Here is a 23,222-nt window from a genome sequence, read left to right on the forward strand (position 1 = left end):
CTTTGAAAACCAGAAATCAGCCTTCTGGTTCCAGTCTAATCCTGACCCGGTTTATAAGGAACAAAAATATTACCATTTTGTACAGAAAATCATTTATAACTGCCTAACCCGGATTCACCGGAACAAAAATTTTGCCATTTTGCGCAGAAAATCATTTATAAGTGCCTAACAACATAATTTATCAGATCAGAGTATAAAATCGCGAGGTTATTTATTGTTTCATCGGAAAATGCTCCTATGAAATAAAAAACGCTCGCGGGACCCCACTGCGGCGGAAAAAACCACCGCAGATATATGTAGAGAAAAGGAGCAGATTGCTATGTCAATACTTGTAACCGGAGGTGCTGGCTATATCGGAAGCCATACCTGTGTGGAACTGTTAAACGAGGGCTATGAAGTCGTCGTGGTAGATAACCTGTGTAATTCCAGTGTCGTATCCCTGGAGCGTGTGCAAAAGATCACTAACAAAACCGTGAAATTCTACGAAGTCGATCTCTTAGACCGGGACGGTCTGGAGACCGTCTTTGAGCAGGAATCCATCGATTCCGTCATCCATTTCGCAGGTCTTAAAGCGGTAGGCGAGTCGGTGGCCAAACCACTGGAATACTACTGGAACAACATCACCGGCACCCTGATTCTCTGTGATGTCATGCGGAAATACGGAGTAAAAGACATTGTATTCAGTTCTTCCGCCACCGTCTACGGAGATCCCGCTACCGTTCCCATCACCGAAGACTTCCCGCTGCACGTAACAAACCCTTACGGCCGCACCAAACTGATGCTGGAAGAAATCCTGCAGGATCTGCATACAGCCGATCCCGAGTGGAATATTGTCCTTCTGCGTTACTTTAATCCCATCGGCGCCCACAAAAGCGGTCTGATTGGAGAAGATCCCAAAGGAATCCCCAACAACCTGGTACCCTACATCACCCAGGTAGCCTCCGGCAAACTAAAATCCCTGGGAGTCTTCGGCAACGACTACAACACCCCCGACGGTTCCGGAGTCCGTGACTACATCCACGTAACCGACCTGGCCCAGGGTCATGTCAAAGCCGTCGAGCACCTCAGAAAAAAAGAAGGCGTCAGCATCTACAACCTGGGCACCGGCAACGGCTACAGCGTGCTGGAAATGGTCCACGCTTTCGAAAAAGTAACCCAAAGCCCGATCCCCTACGAAATAAAACCCCGGCGTCCCGGTGACATCGCCACCTGCTACGCGGACGCCTCCAAAGCCTACAGGGAACTGGGCTGGAAAGCCCTGCGCCAACTGGACGAGATGTGCGAAGACGCCTGGCGCTGGCAGGCTGGGAACCCGAATGGGTATGAATAAGGTTTTCTAAAAGTCCGGAGCGGACTCTTGCCCACTCCCGCCCCCGCTTTAAGGATAATCCAGTTTCTTGTACAGCAGTGAGGAATGATAAATAAGAGAGATAGTGGACATGAACATTAAGCCTGCACCAAAGCAGGCGTGAAAACGGACGGGGGGACGGGGCGGGGGACAACGCTTCGGCAGTGAAAAACATTGAGGGATGGACTTAGAGCTATGGGCGGGGGCGGGAAAGAACCCCCGTTTTTCGGAGCATGTCTGAGCGCAGCGAGTTTGCGTAGAAAAATGTAATAAGGGGTTCTTTCCCGCCCCCGCTCATAGCTCTTAGTCCGTCCCGAAGTTTTTCACTGCCGAAGCGTTGTCCCCCGCCCCGTCCCCCCGTCCGTTTTCACGCCGGACCGATATCAGCCTTTACTCCTCCCCCACTCACTGGGCGCAGTTCCAACCTCATTTTTGAAGACCCGGCTGAAATATCTGGCATCCTCGTAACCGATGGTGGAGGCGATGGTCTTGATATCGATGTCCGCCTGGGTGCTTAGGAGTTCTTTGGCTTTTGTGATACGCAGGCTGGTCTGGTATTGGAGGGGGGATATGCCGCACTCTTTTTTGAACAGGCGGTTAATGTAGGACGGGGTGTAGCCGTAGCGGTCGGACAGGTCGTCCAGGGATATTTTCTGGTTGTAATTTACTTCAATATAGTGCTTAAGCTGGTGATAGAGATGCTCACTTCCGGCGGCGGAGGATTGGGTCTGCAGCATATTTTCGATGGAAATGCGGATTTGCTGGTTCAACAGTCCGCCGTTTTCGCAAGTGTTCAAGTGGGATAACGTGTCCGACATAGCGGCCAGGGCGGCCTTGTCATCGACCTTGAACAGTACGGGCAGGGCATGGTATACTTCACGGATAAAGTCGTCGGTGATACTTTGGACGAATCCGGCTTCCGCATAGGCGTCCAGGGTGGATGTTACATACTGCAGATAGGAAGTGTCATTCTGCAGCTGGTATAGGAAATTGATCTGATCTCTTTTTTGCTGCTGGTCGGGGACCGGACACTTGGCCCCTTCCGGATACAGCGAATAGTTCTGTGAGTACATGGATACATATTGAGGCAGCGCGGTGCGCATATCCCGCGCTGTTTCCCATATCTGGGGATAACCTATGGTGACGGTATGAAACAGGATGTGATAAGGCATGGTGATACCGGATTCCAGAACAAAGTTGTTCAGCTGCATGGCCATCAGCGCCGGGCGGACTTCCTGATCCGTAATGTGGAGGATGATAAACTTCTGATAGGGATTGGCCTCATCGATGATCCAGGTATGATCGATTTCTGCATGGACGGAAAAAAATGTGTTGAAGTCAATTCGTTCCCACAGGTCACGTACGTTGGCGGGGTGAATGAGCGCGGCATAGCGGGAAGGAAGATTGCCCAGGAGCACCAGAATCATCAGGAAATTTTTATCCGGAAAACTGCTGGGGCTGAGGATTTCAGGCGAGTCCCCGTGGAGGGTCCGGGATAGGATGTTCCGTTCAAACTGCCGTCTTTCTGACAGAATGGTCTCCGTCATCTTGGTCAGGACAACGTTTAGATCACTCTGGGAAATTGGTTTTAGCAGATAATCATCCACACCGAACTTTATGGCGGTTCTGGCATATTCAAAATTACTGTATCCGCTTAGGATCAGTATGTGTACCTGGGGATAGAGCCTGCGCACTTCCCGGATCAGTTCCAGGCCGTTCATGCCCGGCATCTCTATATCGGTGATCAGAAGATCGGGAACTTGACTGTTTAGGATGGCCAGGGTCTCTCGTCCATTCTGTGCTTTTCCGATAACCTGGATCCGTGTATCGGTATTTTTTACTTTTTTAGCTATGTTATTTAGAATAATCGGTTCGTCTTCCGCAATTATCACGGTAATTTCAGTTTTCTTCATAATTCATATTTACCTCCAGCGGCGCGTTTCCGCGCCATAAATTCAGGTGTCGGTGTTCAGATTGTTCAACTGTCCCCCAATCAGTATGGACGCTCCCTGTTTGGGATGCTCGATCCGGAATATAAAGTAATTTTCATAGAAGAGCTTCAGACGGAGATAGATATTGGCCACACCCATTCCATTGATTGTGATTTGGGGATATTCCGATTCATTGTCCAGTTTTTGTATTTTTTGATAGATCGAATTTTCGGATTCCTCGGTAAAGCCTGGGCCGTTATCGGATATCCTGGTGAACCAGAAATCATCTTCGATGAAGGAATCAATAGATACGTACAGCACATGATCGTCGCTTCTGGAATATTTTACACAATTCTCGATCAGGGGCTGTATGATCAGCCTGGGGATCGGCAGTTTGTCAAGGGCCGGGTCCGAATGGTATTCAAAATGGATCTTGTCTCCGAATCGTATGGACATCAGATCCGTATAATTATGGGCGTGCTCCAGTTCCCCGCAGAAGGTGGTAGTCATGGAGTAATCTTCGGTGATGTACCGCAGCATTCGGGTGAGCTTCAGACACATTTCGGAAGCCTGCAGGTCGTCATTTTCCTCAGCGATAATGGAGATTATCGTCAGGGTGTTATACAAAAAGTGGGAATCCATCTGGGCCTGCAGGGCCATAATCTGAGAATGAATCGAGAGCGTACGTGCCTGAACGATATCATCCAGGGATTCCTTCAGACGCAGCTGCATGTGATTGTAGGCACTGCTTAGCAGCTCCAGCTCATTCAGATTGCTTTTGGGCTGATACTGGGACTCCTGGGAAATAGTGTCCAGCTGCAATTTTGAAATGCTGTCTTTTAACTTTATGATGGGGAGTGAAATACTGTCGGCGAGCCGGTAAGTGATGGTGATCAGCAGCAGCAGGGATACGAAGGCGATGAGCAGGCCGATATTGCGGAAGAACATCTTATCGTTTAACAGAGACGTCTCCGGAGTTACGATGAAAACTGTGAAACCGGTATTTGTGGAGTGAAAGGAAGTGACCAGCTCAGACTCCCTGGTCTCTGGATTTCTGAAATCTGTCTCAATCGAGGTATCCAGGTTAATATAGAAATCCTTTAACGTCTCAGACGTCTGTTCCGGGTAGATCAGATCCTGATTTTCATCGTAAATGTATACGGATTCGGCCTTATTATCATAAGAGAGAAGTACGTTGTGAATGATCTGGTCGATGGTGTGGATGTCGATCTGAAATTCAATGATCCCTTTGGGATCGGAGAGGGAATCGCTGTATCTGGGAAAAGAGCGCACAAAAGACAAGGTAGCCACGTCGGGATCTACCTTGTACAGACTGCCCTTACCTGGTGCGATGATCATCCGGCTTCCGCGCAGAGCAATGGCGGGATCGACCACAGAGCTTTGTATTTCCGGCGTCAGATTGTAGGAAAATGAATCATAACGGGCGCCGAATGGAATCAGGATATTATCTTCAAGATCCAGGATATTCATATGATAAAAAGACATATCGTAACCGGTAATCATGTAGATCATCCGTTGGAAAGCGCGGTCTTCAGCGGGATCTCCCTGGTTTGCACCTTCGAATATGTAATCCCTGATATCATTGGATTCCAGGATCTTTTTCTGAAGATCGTTGACGAGCTGGATGTGATTGTCGATCTGCTGCGATACGATCTTAGAGAGCTGCTTGGAGCTGGTGGTGTAATTTTCAAGGAAAGCATGATATGCAGTGAAATAGTAAAGATTACTGGCCAAAATAATCAGTATCAATATGATGAAACCATAGGATACGAATATTTTAGTCTTTATGGACGTGAACTGTCTGGGTTTCATGGAAGCTCCTTTCATATTAATATGCAGGAAGCTTTTGCTTTGAGGGGAAAGGGATTACTTGTATTCACGTATTATCTAAGTGTTAATATAGCATAAAAATGTAGGGAAAGAAAGATAAAAAATATGATCGCTCGAAAATTCCTCGTTGACTAATTTATGTATTGCACAAAAGCAGCTAAAAACAGCTGCAAATACTCATAGGAATAAAAAAGTAGAATTATGCTTTTCACGTAGTTAATAAATACAAAAACTCAGGCAGATAAGAACAAAAAATTGTAAATATTGACGAGCAAATAAAAAGCGATTACAATAAACAGTATATAAAGGAAAAATACGATACATAGTGATTAATCGTATTAGAGTTTATGAAGCTTTCAGGGATATTGACAGTGGGAGGATAAGCGTTATGGCTATTTTTAAATGTAAGATGTGTGGGGGAGATCTGGAAGTCAATGAAACGATGTCGGTGGGAACCTGCCAGTATTGTGGGTCTGTGATGACTTTGCCTAAGCTTGATAATGACAGGAAGGCAAATATGTATGACCGTGCGAATCACTTCCGGCGAAATGATGAATTTGACAAGGCTATGAATATCTATGAGACGATTTTGAATGAAGATCCCACAGACGCAGAGGCTTATTGGTCTCTGGTGTTGTGTAAATATGGTATCGAATATGTGGAGGATCCAGATACCCATAAGAGGATACCGACCTGTAACCGAACCCGGCTGGAGTCTGTATTTGCAGATGAGGATTATAAAGCGGCCATAAAGAATGCGGATCCAAATGCGCGGGTAGTCTACGAAGCGGAAGCAGAGGCGATAGACGGCATCCAAAAAGAGATTATCAGGATCTCGTCTCAGGAAGAGCCCTATGATGTATTTATTTGTTATAAAGAAACGGACAGTTCCGGCAAGAGAACACAGGACAGTGTGCTGGCACAGGAATTGTATTTTGAGTTGGAAGAGATGGGGTATAAGGTCTTCTTTTCCAGAATAACGTTAGAAGATAAATTGGGTACCTCCTATGAGCCGTACATATTTGCTGCGCTGAACAGTGCGAAGGTTATGGTGGTGATCGGGACGAAAGCGGAATATGTGAATTCGCCTTGGGTGAAAAATGAGTGGAGCCGTTATCTGACGCTGATCAAGCAGGGGGATAGAAAAATCCTGATACCCGCCTACCGTGGTATGGATCCCTATGACTTGCCGGAGGAATTTTCTCATCTTCAGGCGCAGGATATGTCGAGACTTGGATTTATGCAGGATTTAATCCGGGGAATTCAGAAAATGTTAGAGGAACCGGCTGCTGAAAGATTGAAAACAGAACCGGCTGCCGGTGATCTGGTAAATATAGAATCATTGCTGGACAGAGCGTTTATTTGTTTGGAAGATCTGGATTGGAATAAAGCGGACGAAGTGCTGGAGCGGGTTCTGGACCAGGATCCCAGGTGCGCGAGGGCGTACATCGGGAAAATGATGATAGAGCTTCAGATCGGGACGGAAGATAAGATCGGTAAGTACGAGAATCCGATCAGCGAGAATGGGAACTATCAGAAGGCGTTGCGATTTGCTGATGGTACCTATCGTGATATTGTGTCAGCTTATAATCAGGCGATCGTGGATAGGATTGAGAATGAGCGGCTGGATGGAATCTATAAAAAGGCAAAAGAAACAATGGAGAAGGGGGGACAGTTTAATTTGCGCAACGCGCAGGTGAAATTCGAGAGTATTAAGGGTTACCTGGATTCGACTGAATTAGCGGTGCAGTGTTCGGAATGGGCGGAAGAGGCGGAAAGAGAAGAGCAAGAAAAGTGGGAGCAGAATAAGGAAATAAAGAAAAAAGAGGCAGAACAGAGAAGAATCGAGAATGAACGGAAAGCCGCCGAGGGAAAAAAAGCAAAGAGAGTATTCACACTTCTCGTGATGATAGGATGTGCAATCGTTATTGCGGTCTTGACATATTTATGTAAACCTGCGGCGGATGAAATAAACGATAAAATAGCGGAACTTAATTTACAGGAATTGAATCTGGAGAATGCAGAAACAATCGTGGAACTGAACGAAGAAATTGCCAAAATGAATTTTATATCATATCTGTTCGTAAAAAACAGAATTGATTTGGAGAATTTATACCAGCCGGCTATAGATATAATCGGAAATGAAGAGACGAAAGACGACCCTACCAGAAATCTGACCGAAGAAGATTTTAAGGGGGAATGGAAATCGATTAATGAGAGTGACGAGAATATCTATATTTATCAGGATGATAAATGGAAACAAGCATATGAATATATCTATCGATATAATTCTCTGAAACTGGGTGAATATGACTATAAAGAGAAGGTAATGACAGGGACATGTCTTACAGAAAACAATCAGGATTGCACTTTTACAATACGGTACGAGGAAGATTCGCGGTTGGTTATCCGTTTTTATCAAATAGGCCGAGGTGGTCTGCACAAGATGACAGATGAATATTGGAAGTTTAATGAAGACAGTGATCACATATAGAGGCTTACGTCAATAATGAGGTATCCTAATGATACTGTTTGTTATTTCCATATAAAAATATTTAGAAATGTAAGGAGAATGATTCCATGGCGATATTCAAATGTAAAATGTGCGGTGGAGATCTGGATGTCAATGAAACGATGTCGGTGGGAACCTGCCAGTATTGCAGTTCTGTTATGACTTTGCCGAAACTGGATAATGACATTTGTTATAGTAGAAATGCTTAAGATTTAATTAGTATATATTAATCTACAATCAAAGGAGGAACATCATGCCCGATTTCATTCAAATCATCGAATACGAGGGAGACAACAGTACATTCATATGGAAACATCCCCGCGAAGATTTCAACACTATGTCCCAACTGATCGTACACGAATCCCAGGAGGCCATCTTCTTCAAAAACGGCCAGGCCCTTGACCTTTTTGGTCCGGGACGCTACACACTGGAGACGCAGAATATCCCGATCTTGAGAAGGTTGATCAACCTCCCCACGGATGGAAAAACTCCATTTCACTGTGAAGTCTACTTTATAAACAAAGTAGAGCAGATGGCGATCAAATGGGGAACGGATTCCAAGATTCAGTACATAGAGCCCACCTATAACTTCCCGATTTCCATCGGAGCTTCCGGAGAAATGAGCCTGCGGGTTGAAGATTCCAGAAGACTTTTATTAAAAATCGTTGGAACGGAGGAGGTACTGGACCAGGCAAAGGTAGTACAATTCTTCCGGGCATTTCTCATGACAAAAGTGAAAGCCTACATTGCACAGATACTGAAGGCAAATGCAATTAATATATTTGAAATCGATGAACATCTGGATCAATTTTCTGATGAATTGAAAGAACGTTTAAAACCGGACTTTATGGACTACGGTATCTGCCTGGAGCGTTACTTTGTGACAACGGTGGTAAAGCCCGACGGTGATTCTCAGTATGAGCGGTTCAAAGACTTGTATTTCCGTCAATACGCGGATGTGGCGGAAGCAAAATTAAGGCAGCAGGTTGAGATTATCGATCAGCAGACACAGGCGCAGAAGATTGTCATTGAATCTCAGGCCATCGCCCAAAAGCGTGTACAGGAAGGTTATACCTACGGCCAGGAAAGAGGTTTTGACGTGGCGGAGAAGGCCGCAGAGAATGAAGGCGCCGGGAACTTCAGCAGTGCGGGTATCGGATTGGGAATGATAGCGGGAGTGGGAGGAGCCGTAGGAACAGCGGTAGGCGGAGTGTTTCAAAATGCTGTTGGAGCCATATCTCCAGTTGAGGCGGTGCAGCCCCAAGGTCAGCCTCAACCCCAAACGCAGTCTCAACCACAAACACAGCCACAGTCTCAACCTCAGTTTTGTGATAATTGTGGAGCAGCACTGGCGTCTGGAGCAGTATTTTGTGAACAGTGTGGGACTCCCCAAAATAAGAAAATGCCGTCCTGTCTAAACTGCGGTTTTATATTCGAGCGGGAAGGTAAGTTCTGTCCTAAGTGCGGCACCAGAAGGGATGGATAATGCTGAACAAATATAAATTCAACCATACCTTTGTGTAGCATACGGAAAAGGCAACAGTTTACCTTTTTTGTATAATATATGGCGCGGTAATCGAGCCACTGGAGGCAGTGATGAAGAAGATAAAAGTATTACTATCAATCTGGATTTTATTTTTGATTATCTATAATATGGTTGTATTTTTAATACCGGTAGAACGCACTAAGTCATTCTTTATCGCTTATGGATTTAGTATGGTGTTTTCGCTGACAGTTGCTGGTGTTACTTTGATAGAATGTGGTTCCAACCGGAAAGTAAAAAGCCGCTTTCTGGATCTGGACGTTGCTTTTATTGGATTAATCGGTTTGTTTCTGCAGATCGTCTGGGGGCTTGTTGGCATGGTGTTTTACGTGATTCCGGTATGGCTGGTGGCGCTGGTATGTGTGATCTTGTTTTGCACAACCGGAGTCTTGATGCTGATGACGGGATTCGGAGTCTCCTGGATTAAGATCATCGATGAGAAATCAACAAAGCAGATTCAGACGGTGAAAATGTGGGAGGCTGCTTTAAAAGTCATGGAACTGAGTTTGGAGGATCTGGAATTAAGAGAAGAGATTGGCAGAGTCAGTGAGATTTTAAAGTATACCGATCCGGTTAGTTGTTCTTCAACCCAGGAGATTGATCAGATTATTACGAATAAGCTGGAAGAATTACATCTCGAAATAGAGGGGGGAAAGAAAGAAGATATCCGGGGAGCGATCCGTAGGATCGGACAGTTAGTTAAAAAAAGGGAGATCCAATCAAAAACCGATAAATAACAGATAGCTAGATCGGTTTCTGAAGGTATCGTGCTATATCTATATCAAATGACCAGAGAGGACAAGCATTGTGAGATGCTGCTGCCCCTCTGGTTTTATAATACTCATTTTATGAATAAATGAGTCTATACTATGGCGCAAGATATTTATTTCCCATACGTCGGTGTCATGTTCCACCTGAATTTCAGAAAAGAGTTCAAAATCGTCCACATAACAGTTCAGAATCGTGCATTTTAATATCCTCCGCCCGAAGCTATAATGAGTACAACAAAACAAAGAAAGCCAAGCAAGAGGGAAAGGGCAAGTAATTGTGTAAATCAATGAAGGAGGATTCATATGAAAAAACAATTAGTTAAGAGATTATTATCCTGTGCTGTTTGCACAACCATGGTAATGGGAATGCTGGCCGGCTGCGGCAGTAAAACAGAAGAAAACAAGGACGCGGCAGCCCCGGCGGAATCAGCGGCTCCCGCAGCGGATGCAGCGGCAACAGACGACGCGAAAGCAGACGATACAGGAAGCAAAGCTTCCGCAGGCGTAACCTTAAACTTCGCGGCATCCCAGAACTGGATCCAGGATGTGGACCGTGATCTGGCAAAGGCTTTCGAAGAAGAGACCGGAATCATCATCAACTTCCAGTTAAGCCCCGATGACCAGTACCAGACCATCATCAAGTCCAAATTAAACACCGGCGAAGGCCCGGACATCTTTATGTCCTATTCCGGAACCAAATTAAACGATTTCAACCCGGAAAAGAACATGGTAGATCTGTCCAACGAAGCATGGGTAGCTAACCAGGAAGATTGGGCGATCCAGACCTCTTCCTACAACGGCAAACTGTATGCCCAGAACATTGCGGGTGTGGATGACACGAACGGTGTGCTGTATCAGCCGGCGATGTTCGAAGAACTGGGAATCAAAGTTCCCACCAACTATGCGGAATTCAAAGAAGCCTGTGACAAACTGGCAGCTGCCGGCATCACTCCGGTATACGAATTTGTTAAAGACCTGTGGCACACCCACTACTGGATGGAAGGCGCCAGCGCGCTGGCTCTGGCCAATGATCCGGAACTTTACAATAAGCTGAATTCCAACCAGATCGGATTTGCCGATGTGCCTGAATTTGTAACCGCCTTAGAGCAGCTTCAGGAAATGGAAAAAGCCGGCTACTTCGGTGAAAACCATATGTCTAATATTTACGATAACTCCTATGAAGCAATGACCGATGGAAAATACGGTATGATCATTATCCATGGTTCTTACCCGAACGAAATCCAGACCCAGTTCAAGGAAGACCTGGATCCTGATATCTACAGCATGTTCCCCAGTCCTCTGGTTGACAATCAGTATGTAACTCTGACTGCAGGCGGAACCACCAAATGCATCAATGCAAACAGCGGACACATTGAAGAAGCAAAACAGTTCTTTGATTTCCTGGCCCGTCCGGAAAATGTGAAGAAACTGTATGAAGAAAAACCTCTGTATATGCAGTCTGCTGTAAAAGATATCACGGCAGCTCCGACGAAAGCATTCACAGACCTTATGGCCATCTGCGGCGATAAGAAGGCTGCCGGCGCAGAAGCCAGCGTACTCTTCTATGATGGCGGCAAGATCAGTGAGCTTTGCCAGGAAATGTTTACCGGTTCCTTAACTGCGAAGCAGGTTTTGGAAGAGTTTGACAGTTCCAGAAGGGCACTTGCAAAAGACGCAGGCGTAGAGGGATTCTAATTGACGGCTCAGATCGTCTGTTGATATAGCGGGGTGTCTCGTACGAGGCACCCCTTAAAAATAGGGATGTTTGTACCTGTATGCCTTAAAATACAAGGCAGTGATAATGAAACACCCTACGGGTATACCTGTATGCCTTAAAATACAAGGCAATAATAAAGAAAGGAGAGTAAGACATGAACCAGAAAAAAATTTATCCATCTTATTTTATTCTCCTCCCGCTCGTGCTGTACGTCGTTTTCTTCATGATACCCAGCTTCATGGGGCTGGCACTGTCCACCACGGACTGGAATGCAGTTAACGATCAGATTCATTTTGTAGGCCTCCAACATTTCATAGACATTTTCACAAATAAGCGTTACCTTCTCGTTATTGTCAACACACTGATATTTGCAATCGCGACAACCATATTTAAAAATGTAATCGGCCTTGGAATGGCATTGGCACTGAATAAGGAGTTTAAAACAAGAAATCTATTGAGAACCATTTTCTTCTTCCCGGTAATGTTATCCCCATTGATTATCGGACTGGTTTTCAAATCAATATACAACCCGGATTATGGTGTGGTAAATGAGTTTTTAAGGGCAATCGGCCTGGGGGGGCTCGCCAACGACTGGCTGGGCAACATTAACACAGCGCTGGTGGCCGTCATCATCGTCGAGATCTGGCGGCTGGTGGGCCAGAACATGGTGATCTACATAGCGGGCCTGCAGGCGATCTCCGAGGACTACCTGGAGGCGGCCGATATCGACGGGGCCAGCAGCTGGCAGAAATTGCGCTACGTGATTCTGCCCCAGTTGTTACCTTCCATTACCATTAACCTGGTATTGAACCTGATCGCCGGACTTAAGGTGTTCGACCTGGTGTTTGTGCTCACCAACGGCGGTCCGGCCCGGAAAACAGAGGTGCTCAATACGGTGATCTACAAGGAATACAGTTCTGGAAGATACGGCTTTTCGACGGCGATGGGACTAGTCATGTTTATCTTTACCTGCATCGTAGCGTTCGGCGTACTGCGGGCGATGGCAAAGGAGGAAGATTGAGATGTCAAGACGTCATAAGATTATGAGAGTGGTCAAGGCGGTCATTCTATGGTGTATTTCCATCCTGGTGTTTATTCCTCTGATTATTATCGTACTAAATTCCTTTAAGACCCAGGGGGACTCGGTCTCCATGCGGCTGGCTCTGCCGGTGGAATGGGTGTTTACCAATTATAGTGAGGTCATGGAACAGGTGAATATCTTCGGGGCGTTCATGAACAGTGCGGTCGTATCCGTGTTCACGGTAATCATTGCCACCGTAGGCGCGGCCTTGTGTTCTTACGTATTGTCCAGAAGAAGGACGAAGCTCCACAAGTTTGTCTATAACTTTTTCCTGGTAGGCCTGGTAGCACCTCTGAATATGGTTCCGGCCATCCTGGTACTCCAGCGCTTCAGCCTGATGGATACCAGAGTGGGTCTGATCCTTCTGTACTCCGCACTGGTGACACCGTTCAGTATTTTCCTGTATTACGGCTTTATCGGGACGGTACCGAAAGAAATCGATGAGGCGGCCATCATAGACGGCTGTAACTGTACCAGCTTATTCTGGAAAGTTGTATTTCCGCTGTTAAAACCAGTTACGGTGACGGTGATTATCCTGAACTTCATGAATGCCTGGAACGACTTTATCACACCGTTCTATGTCATGAATACATCCTCAAAGATGCCGATGACTACCATGGTGTACAGCTTCTTCGGACAGTTCCAGCGAAGCTGGAATCTGGTTTGTGTCATCATGGTAATGATTATCGTACCCATTATGATTGTCTATGCCTTCGGCCAGAAGTACATTATTGCCGGTATGACATCCGGCGCAGTCAAAGGTTGACGAAAGGGGACATGTCCAATTCGATCCGGGACATGTCCAAACCGAATGGACATGTCCCAAACCGAAATGGACATGTCCCAAACTGAAATGGACATGTCCCAAATCGAAATGGACATGTCCCAAATTGAAAATTGAGGTGAATGGTTATGAGACAGATGAGACTGGGATTAATAGGAGCCGGGGAGCGGGGAGCAAACTGTTATGCGCCGTACGCACTGAAATATCCCTCGGAAGTAAAGTTCGTGTGTGTGGCTGAACCGCAGGCCGACCGCAGAGATACCTTTGCGGATGCCCATCAGATTCCGCCGCAGATGCGGTTTGGCGACTGGCATGATTTGCTGAATGCCAACCCCGAGCTGGACGGCGTGATTATCGCCACGCAGGATCAGGAACATTATGAGCCGGCCATGGCCTGTATCGGCAAAGGGTATTCTATCCTGCTGGAAAAACCTATGGCGGAGACTGCGGAAAAGACGCGGGAAATTGTGGAGGCTGCGAAAGAAAAAGGAATCCTGCTGATGGTATGCCATGTTCTTAGGCACACACCTTTCTTTAAGGCCATGAAGGATGTGATCGACAAGGGGACGATCGGTGAAGTGAAGTCGATTCATCATATCGAAAATATAGGATACTGGCACTTTGCCCACAGCTATGTCAGAGGGAACTGGCATAATACGAAGGAGACAACACCGATGATCGTGGCAAAATGCAGCCATGACACCGATATCTTTAATTTCCTGCTGAACGGTAAGAAATGTAAGAAGATATCCTCCTTCGGTTCCCTGTCCTATTTTACTAAAGAAAATATGCCGGAAGGGGCTGCTGAAAATTGTATGGATGGCTGTCCGCATAACAAAGATTGTATGTATTCTGCATACAAATATCTGGAAGACAGAAAGAGCCGACAGAATTTCAGGGATATCGTGATGCGTACGGATGATAAGCAGGCATTCCTGGAACATCTGAAGGAGAGCCCGTACAGCCGCTGTGTGTATCAGTGTGATAATGATGCCGTGGAACGTCAGGTGGTAAATATTGAATATGAGGATGGCACCACAGTATCGTTCCAGGCCAGCGCATTCACCATGGATATCATTCGCCAGACTAAGATCATGGGAACAAAAGGCGAGATTGAGGGATGCATTGATGATGATAAATTTGTGATCAAAGATTTTGCTTCCGGAAATGAGACGGAAGTGAAGGTACATACGCCGAAGACTTTGCATTCCGGTGGGGATGAATGCATTATGCAGAATTTTGTACACGCGCTGGCATATCCGGATCCGGAGAACCAGAAGCTTTCCGCGGAATTGTCTCTGCAAGGGCATATTATGGCGTTTGCTGCGGAGTATTCCAGGGAGCATGGGGGAGAGATTGTGGAGTTTGAATAGATTGCTGTTTTGTGTTTATCGTACATAGGTTGTACTTGTATAGAAAAACCTTGCTGAGATGAGAATCCGGTGAGGTTTTTCGTTTTTAATTAATTTGTATCATAATAAACAGCTGCGTTACCACTGGTGGTCCTTATGGTAATGACTCTGTATTAACTGTTTTTGAAAGTCCTGGAACTGTGCCGGAAGCTAGAGGAAGATCCTGCACGGCAGTTCTTTTGCTTGAAAGTACATCGGATGGACGTAAGAGGACGGCACGATATTCAAAATATAGGCGTAAAGTACAAAAAGTCAGATTTGTCCACATAAGAGTTCAGATTTGTGCATATGCAAATGACACTTAATGTAATAAAGTGATAACAAATCTCAGGTTTTTTACATGAAGGCATAAGCGCAAGGTAAAAGATCCGGGTGAAAAGATGAGGAAGGAGAGAAGAAGATGAAGAAAAGACGTGGCAATATCCTTGCCGGAATATTAGCAATCGTTATGCTTACGACCACGGTACTATCCGGAACAGGAGGCCCAGGTGAGGTACAGGCAGATGAACAGACCCAGGACGCAGTCTGGGAAGAGCTGGCAGGAATCATGGATTCATTTGCGGGGAAAGCGGTATGGACGGATACGAAATATACCGACGCTATCACCAAGCAAATGCCCAGCACCGCCCTGTTAGGTAATGGAGATGCGGGAATCACCTCCTATGGAAATGCGACGGAAAAGACTTATTTGATCAGTACCACCGATTTCTGGACAGATAATTCCAGATATTTTGGTCATGTGGGCAGAAGCCCGCAATTAATCACGGGAGGAGGACTGACAATAGCGCCCGCACAAGACAGCCATGAGTACAACCTGGCGTATGGATGCGAGGTTGCCGCCAGTTCCGAAATCCGGTATCATGAAGGGGAACTGACCGTTCAAGGAATGTATACAAACAATGTAAACGGAGACGGAGACACATTTACAGGCTGGCAGTCCGACGGCACGGACATGCCCCAATGGCTCCTGTACAGATTCAGTTTCCAGCAGAAAGTGGACCGTCTGGTGATCCGGCATGATAATTATACCTCGAAGAAAGGGGAAGACAGAAACACTTGTGACTTCAAGGTACAGACACTTCCGCTGAATATCAGTCCGGATGATGCAGGGGAAGAGGATTGGATTACCATCAAAGAGATCAGAGATAACACCTCCGATGTGACGAATATTAAATTTGACCAGCCGATGGAATTACAATTTGTAAGAATCCTCATTGAGAAAGCTACCGCTGACGGAGGGGATGGAATCGGCAGGATATCGCAGTTCGAAGCATATTATCAGAACGATGATTATAACATGCCGGTTGAAAATAATAAAGTATCTGCGCACGCATATAACCGTGCGTTTGAAATGCCAGTAACTGCCAGCAGTGAGACCGAAGGACACGAGGCAGCTAAAGCGGTCGGCGGAGTAAAGCAGACAGAGGGCTGGGTGTCTGAGATTGGGCAGCAGCAAACACTGACGGTAGATCTGAATGTACCAACCCTGATAAACCGCTGGCACATAAAGCACGACAATCTGACCTCCAGACAGGGTGACATCAGAAATACCAGGGACTTTTCACTCCAGGTCAGCCAAGATGGCAAGACATGGCAGACAATCGATTCCGTCAGTAATAATACACAGGATATTACGGACAGAAGGCTGCTGTATGATTATAAAGTGAAATATGTCCGCTTGAATATCACGAAAGCTTCCGGGGAATCCGATGATGCGGCCCGGGCCAGAATCAGCCAGTTTGAATTATATTATGACAATAACTATGACACCAGTCTCGCCACGGACGCCAAAGGAGCGAAGGCGGAAACTTCCAGCATTATGAATGATGGAAGAGGAGCAGCAAATGTGATCAATAATAATTGGATCACAAAATCCGGTACTTATAATGATTATTGCGGATGGGTTTCCAACACAAAGCCAACCCCGCACTGGGTACAGATCGATTTGGGCACGGATAAGGAATTTGACGAGCTGGCATTTATCTTTACTGGATGTCCCGGATTGACTGCTGATCTGACTGCGACCGGAAATCCGAATTCCTATCACTATGCGGATTTTAATCCGAAGAAATTCAATATACAATATAAAGCATCTGACGGAGAATGGATCACACTGGACACCAACAACAGTAATTCGGCTTCTGTGTATGACAACAGGCTCAGTGAACCGGTTACAGCCCGCTACATTAAGTTAAATATCACCCAGGCTGAACAGTCCGGAAATTCCAGGGCGAGGATAGTTAAAGGATTTGTATTTAACACAAAAGAAAGCCCGCTTTATCAGATGCCGATTGAGATCGAACTGCCTGATCCGGAACCGGAACCCACTCCGGGACAGTCGATCCCGGACGCACCGGACGGTACCGCTTTTAATCTGGTGTATCAGAAGACAGCAAAAGCGTCCACAGAGACTACGGGTCATGAAGCAGCAAATGCTGTGAACGGTGTCAGCCAGGCTGAAGGCTGGGTATCGGAAACAGGACAGCGGCAGGAACTGACCGTTGACCTGGGTGAAGTAAAGAAATTAAACCGCTGGCATGTAAAACATGATAACCTGACCTCGAAAAACGGAACCGATCGGAACACCAGGGATTTTGAACTCCAGATCAGCACGGATGGTTCCGATTGGATTACGGTTGATTCCGTATCCGGTAACACGGACGATTATACGGACAGAAGGCTAATCTATACTTGTCAGGCCCGGTTCGTCAAGCTGAATATTACGAAAGCGTCCGGGGAAAGCGATGATGTGGCACGGGCCAGAATCAGCCAGTTTGAGGTTTACTGTGATGATAATTATGGCACAAGTATAGCTACGGACGCTAAAGGCGCGGTGGCGTCTGCAACCAGCAAGATGAATGATGGAAGAGGCCCGGAGAATATTATTAATGATAACTGGACCAACATGAATAATCTGGGCAATGACTATAACGGCTGGATATCTGCGAATAAAGCTGCCACGCATTCCGCTGAGATTGATCTGGGCAGCGACCAGCAGTTTGATGAAGTGGCACTGCTGCTTCCCGGTAATCCGGCTCAGTGTGCTGACTTGATGGCGACCGGAAATACGAATGCGGCTAATTTCAAAAACTTTACTCCTGCAGCTTTTCATATCCAGTATAAAACGGCGAACGGCAGCGACTGGGTTACCTTAGACACAGTGACGGGGAATTCCTCCAGCGTATATGACAAAAAGCTTTCGAGCCCCGTGACGGCCCGTTATATTAAGATTAATATTACGCAGGCACAGCAGGCCGCAAATGATAAAAATTCCAGGGCCAGACTACCCAAAGCTTACATATTCAATACCGAAGCCACACCGGTGTGCTGGATGCCGCTGAATCTACCGGAACCGGCAGCAGCCACACCAGAACCGCATGCGGATGATGTCATAGCGGAAAGCAGCCCGTCGCCGGAAGAAAATCCAATAGCGGAAAGCAGCCCGTCGCCGGAAGGAAATCCAACACCGGAAAGCAAACCGGCGCCAGATGCATCCAACGGCCCTGCGGCTACGGAAAAACCGGAAGCCGTAGCACCTGATCCTTCGCAGGAACCGGCCGGAAGACAGACACCGGATGCCGCGTCAGCAGCGGAAGAAAAAATAATTCAGTCAGATACCGGCAAAGTGAACCCGGATCTGCAAATAGAAAAAAATGATATTCCAGAGACAGAAGCAGCCGCTCAGGACAGCGGTGTCCAGGCGACGGCTGCTACCGCCTTCCGCGAAGAAATGGACATCGCCCGAGCTGAGATCCGCACGACCATGAATATGGGAGATATACCTGTGAAGATGGTCAACTGGCTCTCCGCGGAAAATAATATCATGGTGACAACGATTACATCCAACGGCGATACGGATCAGACCGTGGATATCATGCCATGGGGGAAGGATACCATTACCAAAACAACCACGGATGCCAATGTAATCAGTAAACCCAAGATGATTACCCAGTCAGGAGTAGAAGGCGGGATCGTCTGGGCAACCAGAAAATCCAATATTGAAGATGATGTAGTGAAGAAGAGCGACGGTACGCAGAACCGTTATACAGCATCCTGGATGAGCGAGATCGCTATGGCATCCAAAGTAATCGGTGGTGACCAGAATTCGATAAAATATGGCAGTTCCGGAAACCAGGGAATTATCCGGGTGAAAATACCCGCCGGAGAAACGATTACAGTGGTGACCACCATCGACTGTGTCGGAAACCAGGCGGTGGACGCACCTGACGGTGCCAACGGACAAGCGGTCAAAAACGTCCTGGAGCTGCAGAAGAAAGTAAAAACGGCAGACGATGTGGAAAAACTGCATGAGGAACATTTGAATTGGTGGAAAGACTACTACAAACTGTCTTATATCAATTTTAACGACGTGAATCTGAACCGCTTATACTATGGTTCCCAGTATATCTTCGGATGCTGCACGAGAGAAGGAAAACAGGCGCCAGGCCTGTATGGAGTATGGGTAACCAAAGATGATCCTTCCTGGCAGGGGAACTATCACCTGAATTATAATTTCCAGGCACCTTATTACGGATCGTACTCCAGCAACCGTATGAAAGAATTTTCACAGCCTCTCTTTGACGTGTGTATTGAATATCTGGAGTCCGGCATGGAGCGGGCGGCACAGGCAGATCATCTGAAATCGATTTGCCCGTGGTATTATGGAACACGGGAGGAAGATTTCAAGGATGGTTTTGAGGACGCGCTGCTGCTTCCGGTTGGCTTAGCGCCGTATAACGTAAGCTCCGGCGGAGCCAGCTATCTGAATCAGACCATTGACGCCTTATTCTGCGCGTCCCAGATCTGCGCATATTATAATTATACATTGGACGATGAATGGCTGACTACGAAGATCAGGACTTCCACCGGCAGTGAATATTCCCCTTATGATTTCCTGGTGAAAACGGCCAACTTCTATGAGCAGTGGGTTGAGAAAAAGGGCGCCAGGATCGATGATGTATTTGTAAAAGACAGCCCATGCTCCGATACCGGCGGGCAGGCGCTTCCTACGAAGTATACAGCGAACTATGCGAAATATCCGGAGTATACCGGCAGCGGAGACTATGTATACGTACTGTTTGACGGATGTCATGAATCCTCCTTTGAATTTAACGCGACGGTCACCGTTGGTAATGTACAGAATTTGATGGATACGCTGGTAGACATTGGCAGCAGCGTGGCGCCTACACAGGCGAAATATCAGACCTGGGTTGATATCGCGGACCATCTGGTGGGGCCGGAAGTCAGTATCTATACATATGAGGGATACAGCGGTGCTCCGGGTGCAACGAACAAATATAAAGGAAAAGAGATATTCGGATTATCCGAGGACAGAAAAATACGACCCATATCGGCAACGGTAAACCTGGAATTCATCCACCCAGGAGATCAGCTGGGATTTGACTCTGATCCCTATCTCCTTGAGGTTGCCAGAAACACGGTAGGAGTTATGGGAGAAGGCGTGTCACCGGGCTGGAGTATGGTCAATAATACACCGAAAATCTTTACCCATGCCGCGCGGGTGAATTACGACGCGGACAAACTCATCAGTGCGATGAAGAGTAATATCCTGAACAAAATGAAAGCGAATTATTATGTCAAGGATAACAACCATGGCTGGGAAAAAGCGGGAGTTGTGGAAGCATTAAACAGCATGATGACCTTTAGCGACAATGGAATCATGAAAGTATTCCCGACCTGGAACGATCAGGATGTAACCTTCTCTGATATCCGGAACAAGGGCGCATTCCTTGTATCCTCTGAGATGAAGGATCAGACAGTGCAGTACATCGATATCAAGAGCGAGAAGGGGACACAGGTAAAAATCGTGAATCCCTGGGCTGATGAGAATGGTGCAAATGCGATCGTGATGGACGGGCAGAACAAGGTGGTTGCATTTGAAGAAGGCACCACTGTTAACTCCAAAGAAGCCACACTGGTGTTTGACACCAAGGCCGGAAAATCTTATCATATCGTAAAATCCGGTGTGGACAGAAAAGAACTGGGCGCACTTCTTCAGGAAGCATCCGAATTGAAACAGTCAGAGTTTACGGAAAACACCTGGCTGCCATTTGCAGAAGCACTGACGGAGGCAGAAAAGGTTTATAATAACTTAAACGCAAGCCAGGAGGAGATCAACCAGGCGCACAATGACCTGAAAGAGAAAAAAGAGGCACTGGAAAAACAGCCGGACCCCAGTCCGACGCCGGAACCGACCGAGACGCCGGAACCCACAGTGAGCCCGGAACCGACCACAACCCCGGCCCCCACGGTAAGCCCGGAACCAACCACAACCCCGGCCCCCACGGTAAGCCCGGAACCGACCACATCCCCGGGACCTACTGCAACCCCGGGACCCAACAACCAGGGATCGGACAATAATCAAGATTCCGGAAATGGCAGTGGAAATTCTTCGGACCAGGCTGCCGGCGGAGCACAAACAGGTGATGCCTCACCAGTGATCCCGCTTGTTATTATACTGATTATGTCGGTACTGATTGGTACAGGAATTCTTTACAAAAGAAAAAAGGCATAATAGAAAGATAAGATTAAGTTTAGATTAGATAACTAAAAAAGCAGGTTTCCCAGGATGCATATCAATCACCGGAAACCTGCTTGCTTTTTATTGGGTTATTCCAATATATCCTGGAATTCAAGTGGTAAATATTGAATATGAGGATGGCACCACAGTATCGTTCCAGGCCGGCGCATTCACCATGGATATCATTCGCCAGACTAAGATCATGGGAACAAAAGGCGAGATTGAGGGATGCATTGATGATGATAGATTTGTGATCAAAGATTTTGCTTCCGGAAATGAGACGGAAGTGAAGGTACATACGCCGAAGACTTTGCATTCCGGTGGGGATGAATGCATTATGCAGAATTTTGTACACGCGCTGGCATATCCGGATCCGGAGAACCAGAAGCTTTCCGCGGAATTGTCTCTGCAGGGGCATATTATGGCGTTTGCTGCGGAGTATTCCAGGGAGCATGGGGGAGAGATTGTGGAGTTTGAATAGATTTGATTTCTAACTATATCGTTATCGTAGAAAAATTGTACTTGTATAGGAAAAACCTTGCTGTGATGAAAATCCGGTGGGGTTTTTCTTTTATGTAGATGAAGAGCAGCTGACAAATCATCGGCAGGACAAAAACTGGAATGGTGAAAGGTTCCACTCACACTGCGTTACAAAGAAAATCATATAGACCGGAAATTTTCAGAGTTCATGGGCGTAGAGAGCAGGTCTATATCCGGTGCCATTAATTTTTATAGAATCTCTGGATCTGACGTATAAGGTTCACTATAGTGAACACCAGCGTATCGATGATACGGATAAGCCTTACTACGTAAATGCTTATACGGCATCCTGCACGGTTCCCACACAATATAAAGTTTTCTTTTCTCTATGCCTGTTTTGCGGTTTCCGAAAAGGTGAGACTCTGGCTTTGCATTGGAATGACATTGATTTAAAGGCAAAGAAAATCTCCATATCGAAATCGGTAGGATTGACAGAAAATGGATTTGCATACAAAGAGCCTAAAACAAAAAATTCCGTTCGAAACGTATCTGTACCAGATGATGTGATCTCCCTTTTGGAGCAATATCATAAGGAGTATATGCGAAAACGATACCAACAGGGTACTGCATGGAAGGGGGAAATGTACAATGGCGGTAATCTCTTTATCCAGTCAGACGGCAAACTAATGAGCCCTACAACTCCTTATCAGTATTTCATAAGACACTTACGCCGTTATAACGAATGGGTTCAAAATAACCCGGTTAAAGCAAAAGCTGAAAGATTAGTAGAATTGCCGGTGATACCTCTCCACGGATTGAGGCATTCCTGCGCTACTCTCCTTAATTATCTGGGAATAAATATCGTTGAGATCTCCAAAACTTTAGGGCATTCGACCTGCTCAACCACCATGAACATTTATGCCCATAGTTTTGAGGAACAGCAGGAGGTGATTGCATCTAAGGTAAATATGTTCATACGAATGAACGCATAAAAACGATGATGTAAGGAACTTGAGTAATTATAAATTCTCTTTATATCGATTATTATTAATACTATACAGTATCCCCGAATCCATGCCCTTCGGGCAGGGTCGCAGCGCAACTGCTCCATAAGGTATACTATTTTGATACTAAAAGACACATTAGTGAAACTGCTCCGGTTACAAAAGACGGGTGCGTGATGGATAAGCGGATTTGATCACACATCAACGCACTTTAACATGCTAATTTGCAGAATTACCTTGAAAATTTG

The 23,222-nt window shown here is 46.3% G+C and carries 14 protein-coding genes; 12 read left to right on the top strand and 2 right to left on the bottom strand.

The genetic code is table 11. The features are described from left to right. The first annotated feature begins 319 nt into the window (after positions 1 to 319). Complete coding sequence (gene galE / locus ABC831_RS11330) at positions 320 to 1,330, top strand: UDP-glucose 4-epimerase GalE (RefSeq protein ID WP_343248236.1); 1,011 nt, start codon at positions 320 to 322, stop codon at positions 1,328 to 1,330. 401 nt (positions 1,331 to 1,731) lie between these two features. On the opposite strand, the gene ABC831_RS11335 is transcribed toward galE, so the two are convergent. Both ABC831_RS11335 and ABC831_RS11340 read right to left on the bottom strand, forming a co-directional pair. Beyond that, complete coding sequence (locus ABC831_RS11335) at positions 1,732 to 3,261, bottom strand: response regulator transcription factor (RefSeq protein ID WP_343248237.1); 1,530 nt, start codon at positions 3,259 to 3,261, stop codon at positions 1,732 to 1,734. A gap of 42 nt (positions 3,262 to 3,303) precedes the next feature. Next, positions 3,304 to 5,112: a sensor histidine kinase gene (locus ABC831_RS11340; RefSeq protein WP_343248238.1), complete on the bottom strand. Its 1,809-nt coding sequence runs from the start codon at positions 5,110 to 5,112 to the stop codon at positions 3,304 to 3,306. A gap of 406 nt (positions 5,113 to 5,518) precedes the next feature. Here ABC831_RS11340 and ABC831_RS11345 point away from each other — a divergent pair, with 406 nt between their 5' ends. The 11 genes from ABC831_RS11345 to ABC831_RS11395 all read left to right on the top strand — a co-directional run bounded on the left by ABC831_RS11345 (position 5,519) and on the right by ABC831_RS11395 (position 22,962). Continuing rightward, positions 5,519 to 7,624, top strand: a complete 2,106-nt coding sequence (locus ABC831_RS11345) for a TIR domain-containing protein (RefSeq protein WP_343248239.1) — start codon at positions 5,519 to 5,521, stop codon at positions 7,622 to 7,624. A gap of 86 nt (positions 7,625 to 7,710) precedes the next feature. Then, entirely contained in the window at positions 7,711 to 7,851 is a 141-nt protein-coding gene (locus ABC831_RS11350; RefSeq protein ID WP_343248240.1) for a hypothetical protein, read from the top strand. A gap of 44 nt (positions 7,852 to 7,895) precedes the next feature. After that, positions 7,896 to 9,128, top strand: a complete 1,233-nt coding sequence (locus tag ABC831_RS11355) for an SPFH domain-containing protein (RefSeq protein ID WP_343248241.1) — start codon at positions 7,896 to 7,898, stop codon at positions 9,126 to 9,128. 110 nt (positions 9,129 to 9,238) lie between these two features. Then, positions 9,239 to 9,922 carry a hypothetical protein gene (locus ABC831_RS11360; protein ID WP_343248242.1) on the top strand — a complete coding sequence of 228 codons (684 nt, stop codon included), beginning with the start codon at positions 9,239 to 9,241 and terminating at the stop codon, positions 9,920 to 9,922. 336 nt (positions 9,923 to 10,258) lie between these two features. Beyond that, positions 10,259 to 11,650: an ABC transporter substrate-binding protein gene (locus ABC831_RS11365; protein WP_343248243.1), complete on the top strand. Its 1,392-nt coding sequence runs from the start codon at positions 10,259 to 10,261 to the stop codon at positions 11,648 to 11,650. A 176-nt stretch (positions 11,651 to 11,826) separates the two neighbouring features. Next, entirely contained in the window at positions 11,827 to 12,693 is an 867-nt protein-coding gene (locus tag ABC831_RS11370; protein ID WP_158346256.1) for a carbohydrate ABC transporter permease, read from the top strand. A gap of 1 nt (position 12,694) precedes the next feature. Further along, positions 12,695 to 13,519, top strand: a complete 825-nt coding sequence (locus ABC831_RS11375; protein WP_343248244.1) for a carbohydrate ABC transporter permease — start codon at positions 12,695 to 12,697, stop codon at positions 13,517 to 13,519. Positions 13,520 to 13,665: 146 nt separating this feature from the next. Beyond that, positions 13,666 to 14,910, top strand: coding sequence for a Gfo/Idh/MocA family protein (locus ABC831_RS11380; RefSeq protein WP_343248245.1), 1,245 nt, complete (start codon positions 13,666 to 13,668; stop codon positions 14,908 to 14,910). A gap of 439 nt (positions 14,911 to 15,349) precedes the next feature. After that, positions 15,350 to 21,484, top strand: a complete 6,135-nt coding sequence (locus ABC831_RS11385) for a discoidin domain-containing protein (RefSeq protein ID WP_343248246.1) — start codon at positions 15,350 to 15,352, stop codon at positions 21,482 to 21,484. Positions 21,485 to 21,605: 121 nt separating this feature from the next. Further along, positions 21,606 to 21,971, top strand: coding sequence for a hypothetical protein (locus ABC831_RS11390; protein WP_343248247.1), 366 nt, complete (start codon positions 21,606 to 21,608; stop codon positions 21,969 to 21,971). 235 nt (positions 21,972 to 22,206) lie between these two features. Further along, positions 22,207 to 22,962, top strand: a complete 756-nt coding sequence (locus ABC831_RS11395; protein ID WP_343248248.1) for a site-specific integrase — start codon at positions 22,207 to 22,209, stop codon at positions 22,960 to 22,962. The last annotated feature ends 260 nt before the right edge of the window (positions 22,963 to 23,222 follow it).

The sequence above is a fragment of the Diplocloster hominis genome, assembly GCF_032380655.1.
GTDB lineage: Bacteria > Bacillota > Clostridia > Lachnospirales > Lachnospiraceae > Diplocloster > Diplocloster hominis.

Bases quoted from the DNA above. Each gene is read 5' to 3' on its own strand.
- ABC831_RS11360 (WP_343248242.1), top strand. From the start codon at position 9,239: ATGAAGAAGATAAAAGTATTACTATCAATCTGGATTTTATTTTTGATT.
- ABC831_RS11335 (WP_343248237.1), bottom strand. From the start codon at position 3,261: ATGAAGAAAACTGAAATTACCGTGATAATTGCGGAAGACGAACCGATT.
- ABC831_RS11365 (WP_343248243.1), top strand. From the start codon at position 10,259: ATGAAAAAACAATTAGTTAAGAGATTATTATCCTGTGCTGTTTGCACA.
- ABC831_RS11350 (WP_343248240.1), top strand. From the start codon at position 7,711: ATGGCGATATTCAAATGTAAAATGTGCGGTGGAGATCTGGATGTCAAT.
- ABC831_RS11340 (WP_343248238.1), bottom strand. From the start codon at position 5,112: ATGAAACCCAGACAGTTCACGTCCATAAAGACTAAAATATTCGTATCC.
- ABC831_RS11380 (WP_343248245.1), top strand. From the start codon at position 13,666: ATGAGACAGATGAGACTGGGATTAATAGGAGCCGGGGAGCGGGGAGCA.
- ABC831_RS11375 (WP_343248244.1), top strand. From the start codon at position 12,695: ATGTCAAGACGTCATAAGATTATGAGAGTGGTCAAGGCGGTCATTCTA.
- ABC831_RS11345 (WP_343248239.1), top strand. From the start codon at position 5,519: ATGGCTATTTTTAAATGTAAGATGTGTGGGGGAGATCTGGAAGTCAAT.
- galE (WP_343248236.1), top strand. From the start codon at position 320: ATGTCAATACTTGTAACCGGAGGTGCTGGCTATATCGGAAGCCATACC.
- ABC831_RS11385 (WP_343248246.1), top strand. From the start codon at position 15,350: ATGAAGAAAAGACGTGGCAATATCCTTGCCGGAATATTAGCAATCGTT.
- ABC831_RS11355 (WP_343248241.1), top strand. From the start codon at position 7,896: ATGCCCGATTTCATTCAAATCATCGAATACGAGGGAGACAACAGTACA.
- ABC831_RS11370 (WP_158346256.1), top strand. From the start codon at position 11,827: ATGAACCAGAAAAAAATTTATCCATCTTATTTTATTCTCCTCCCGCTC.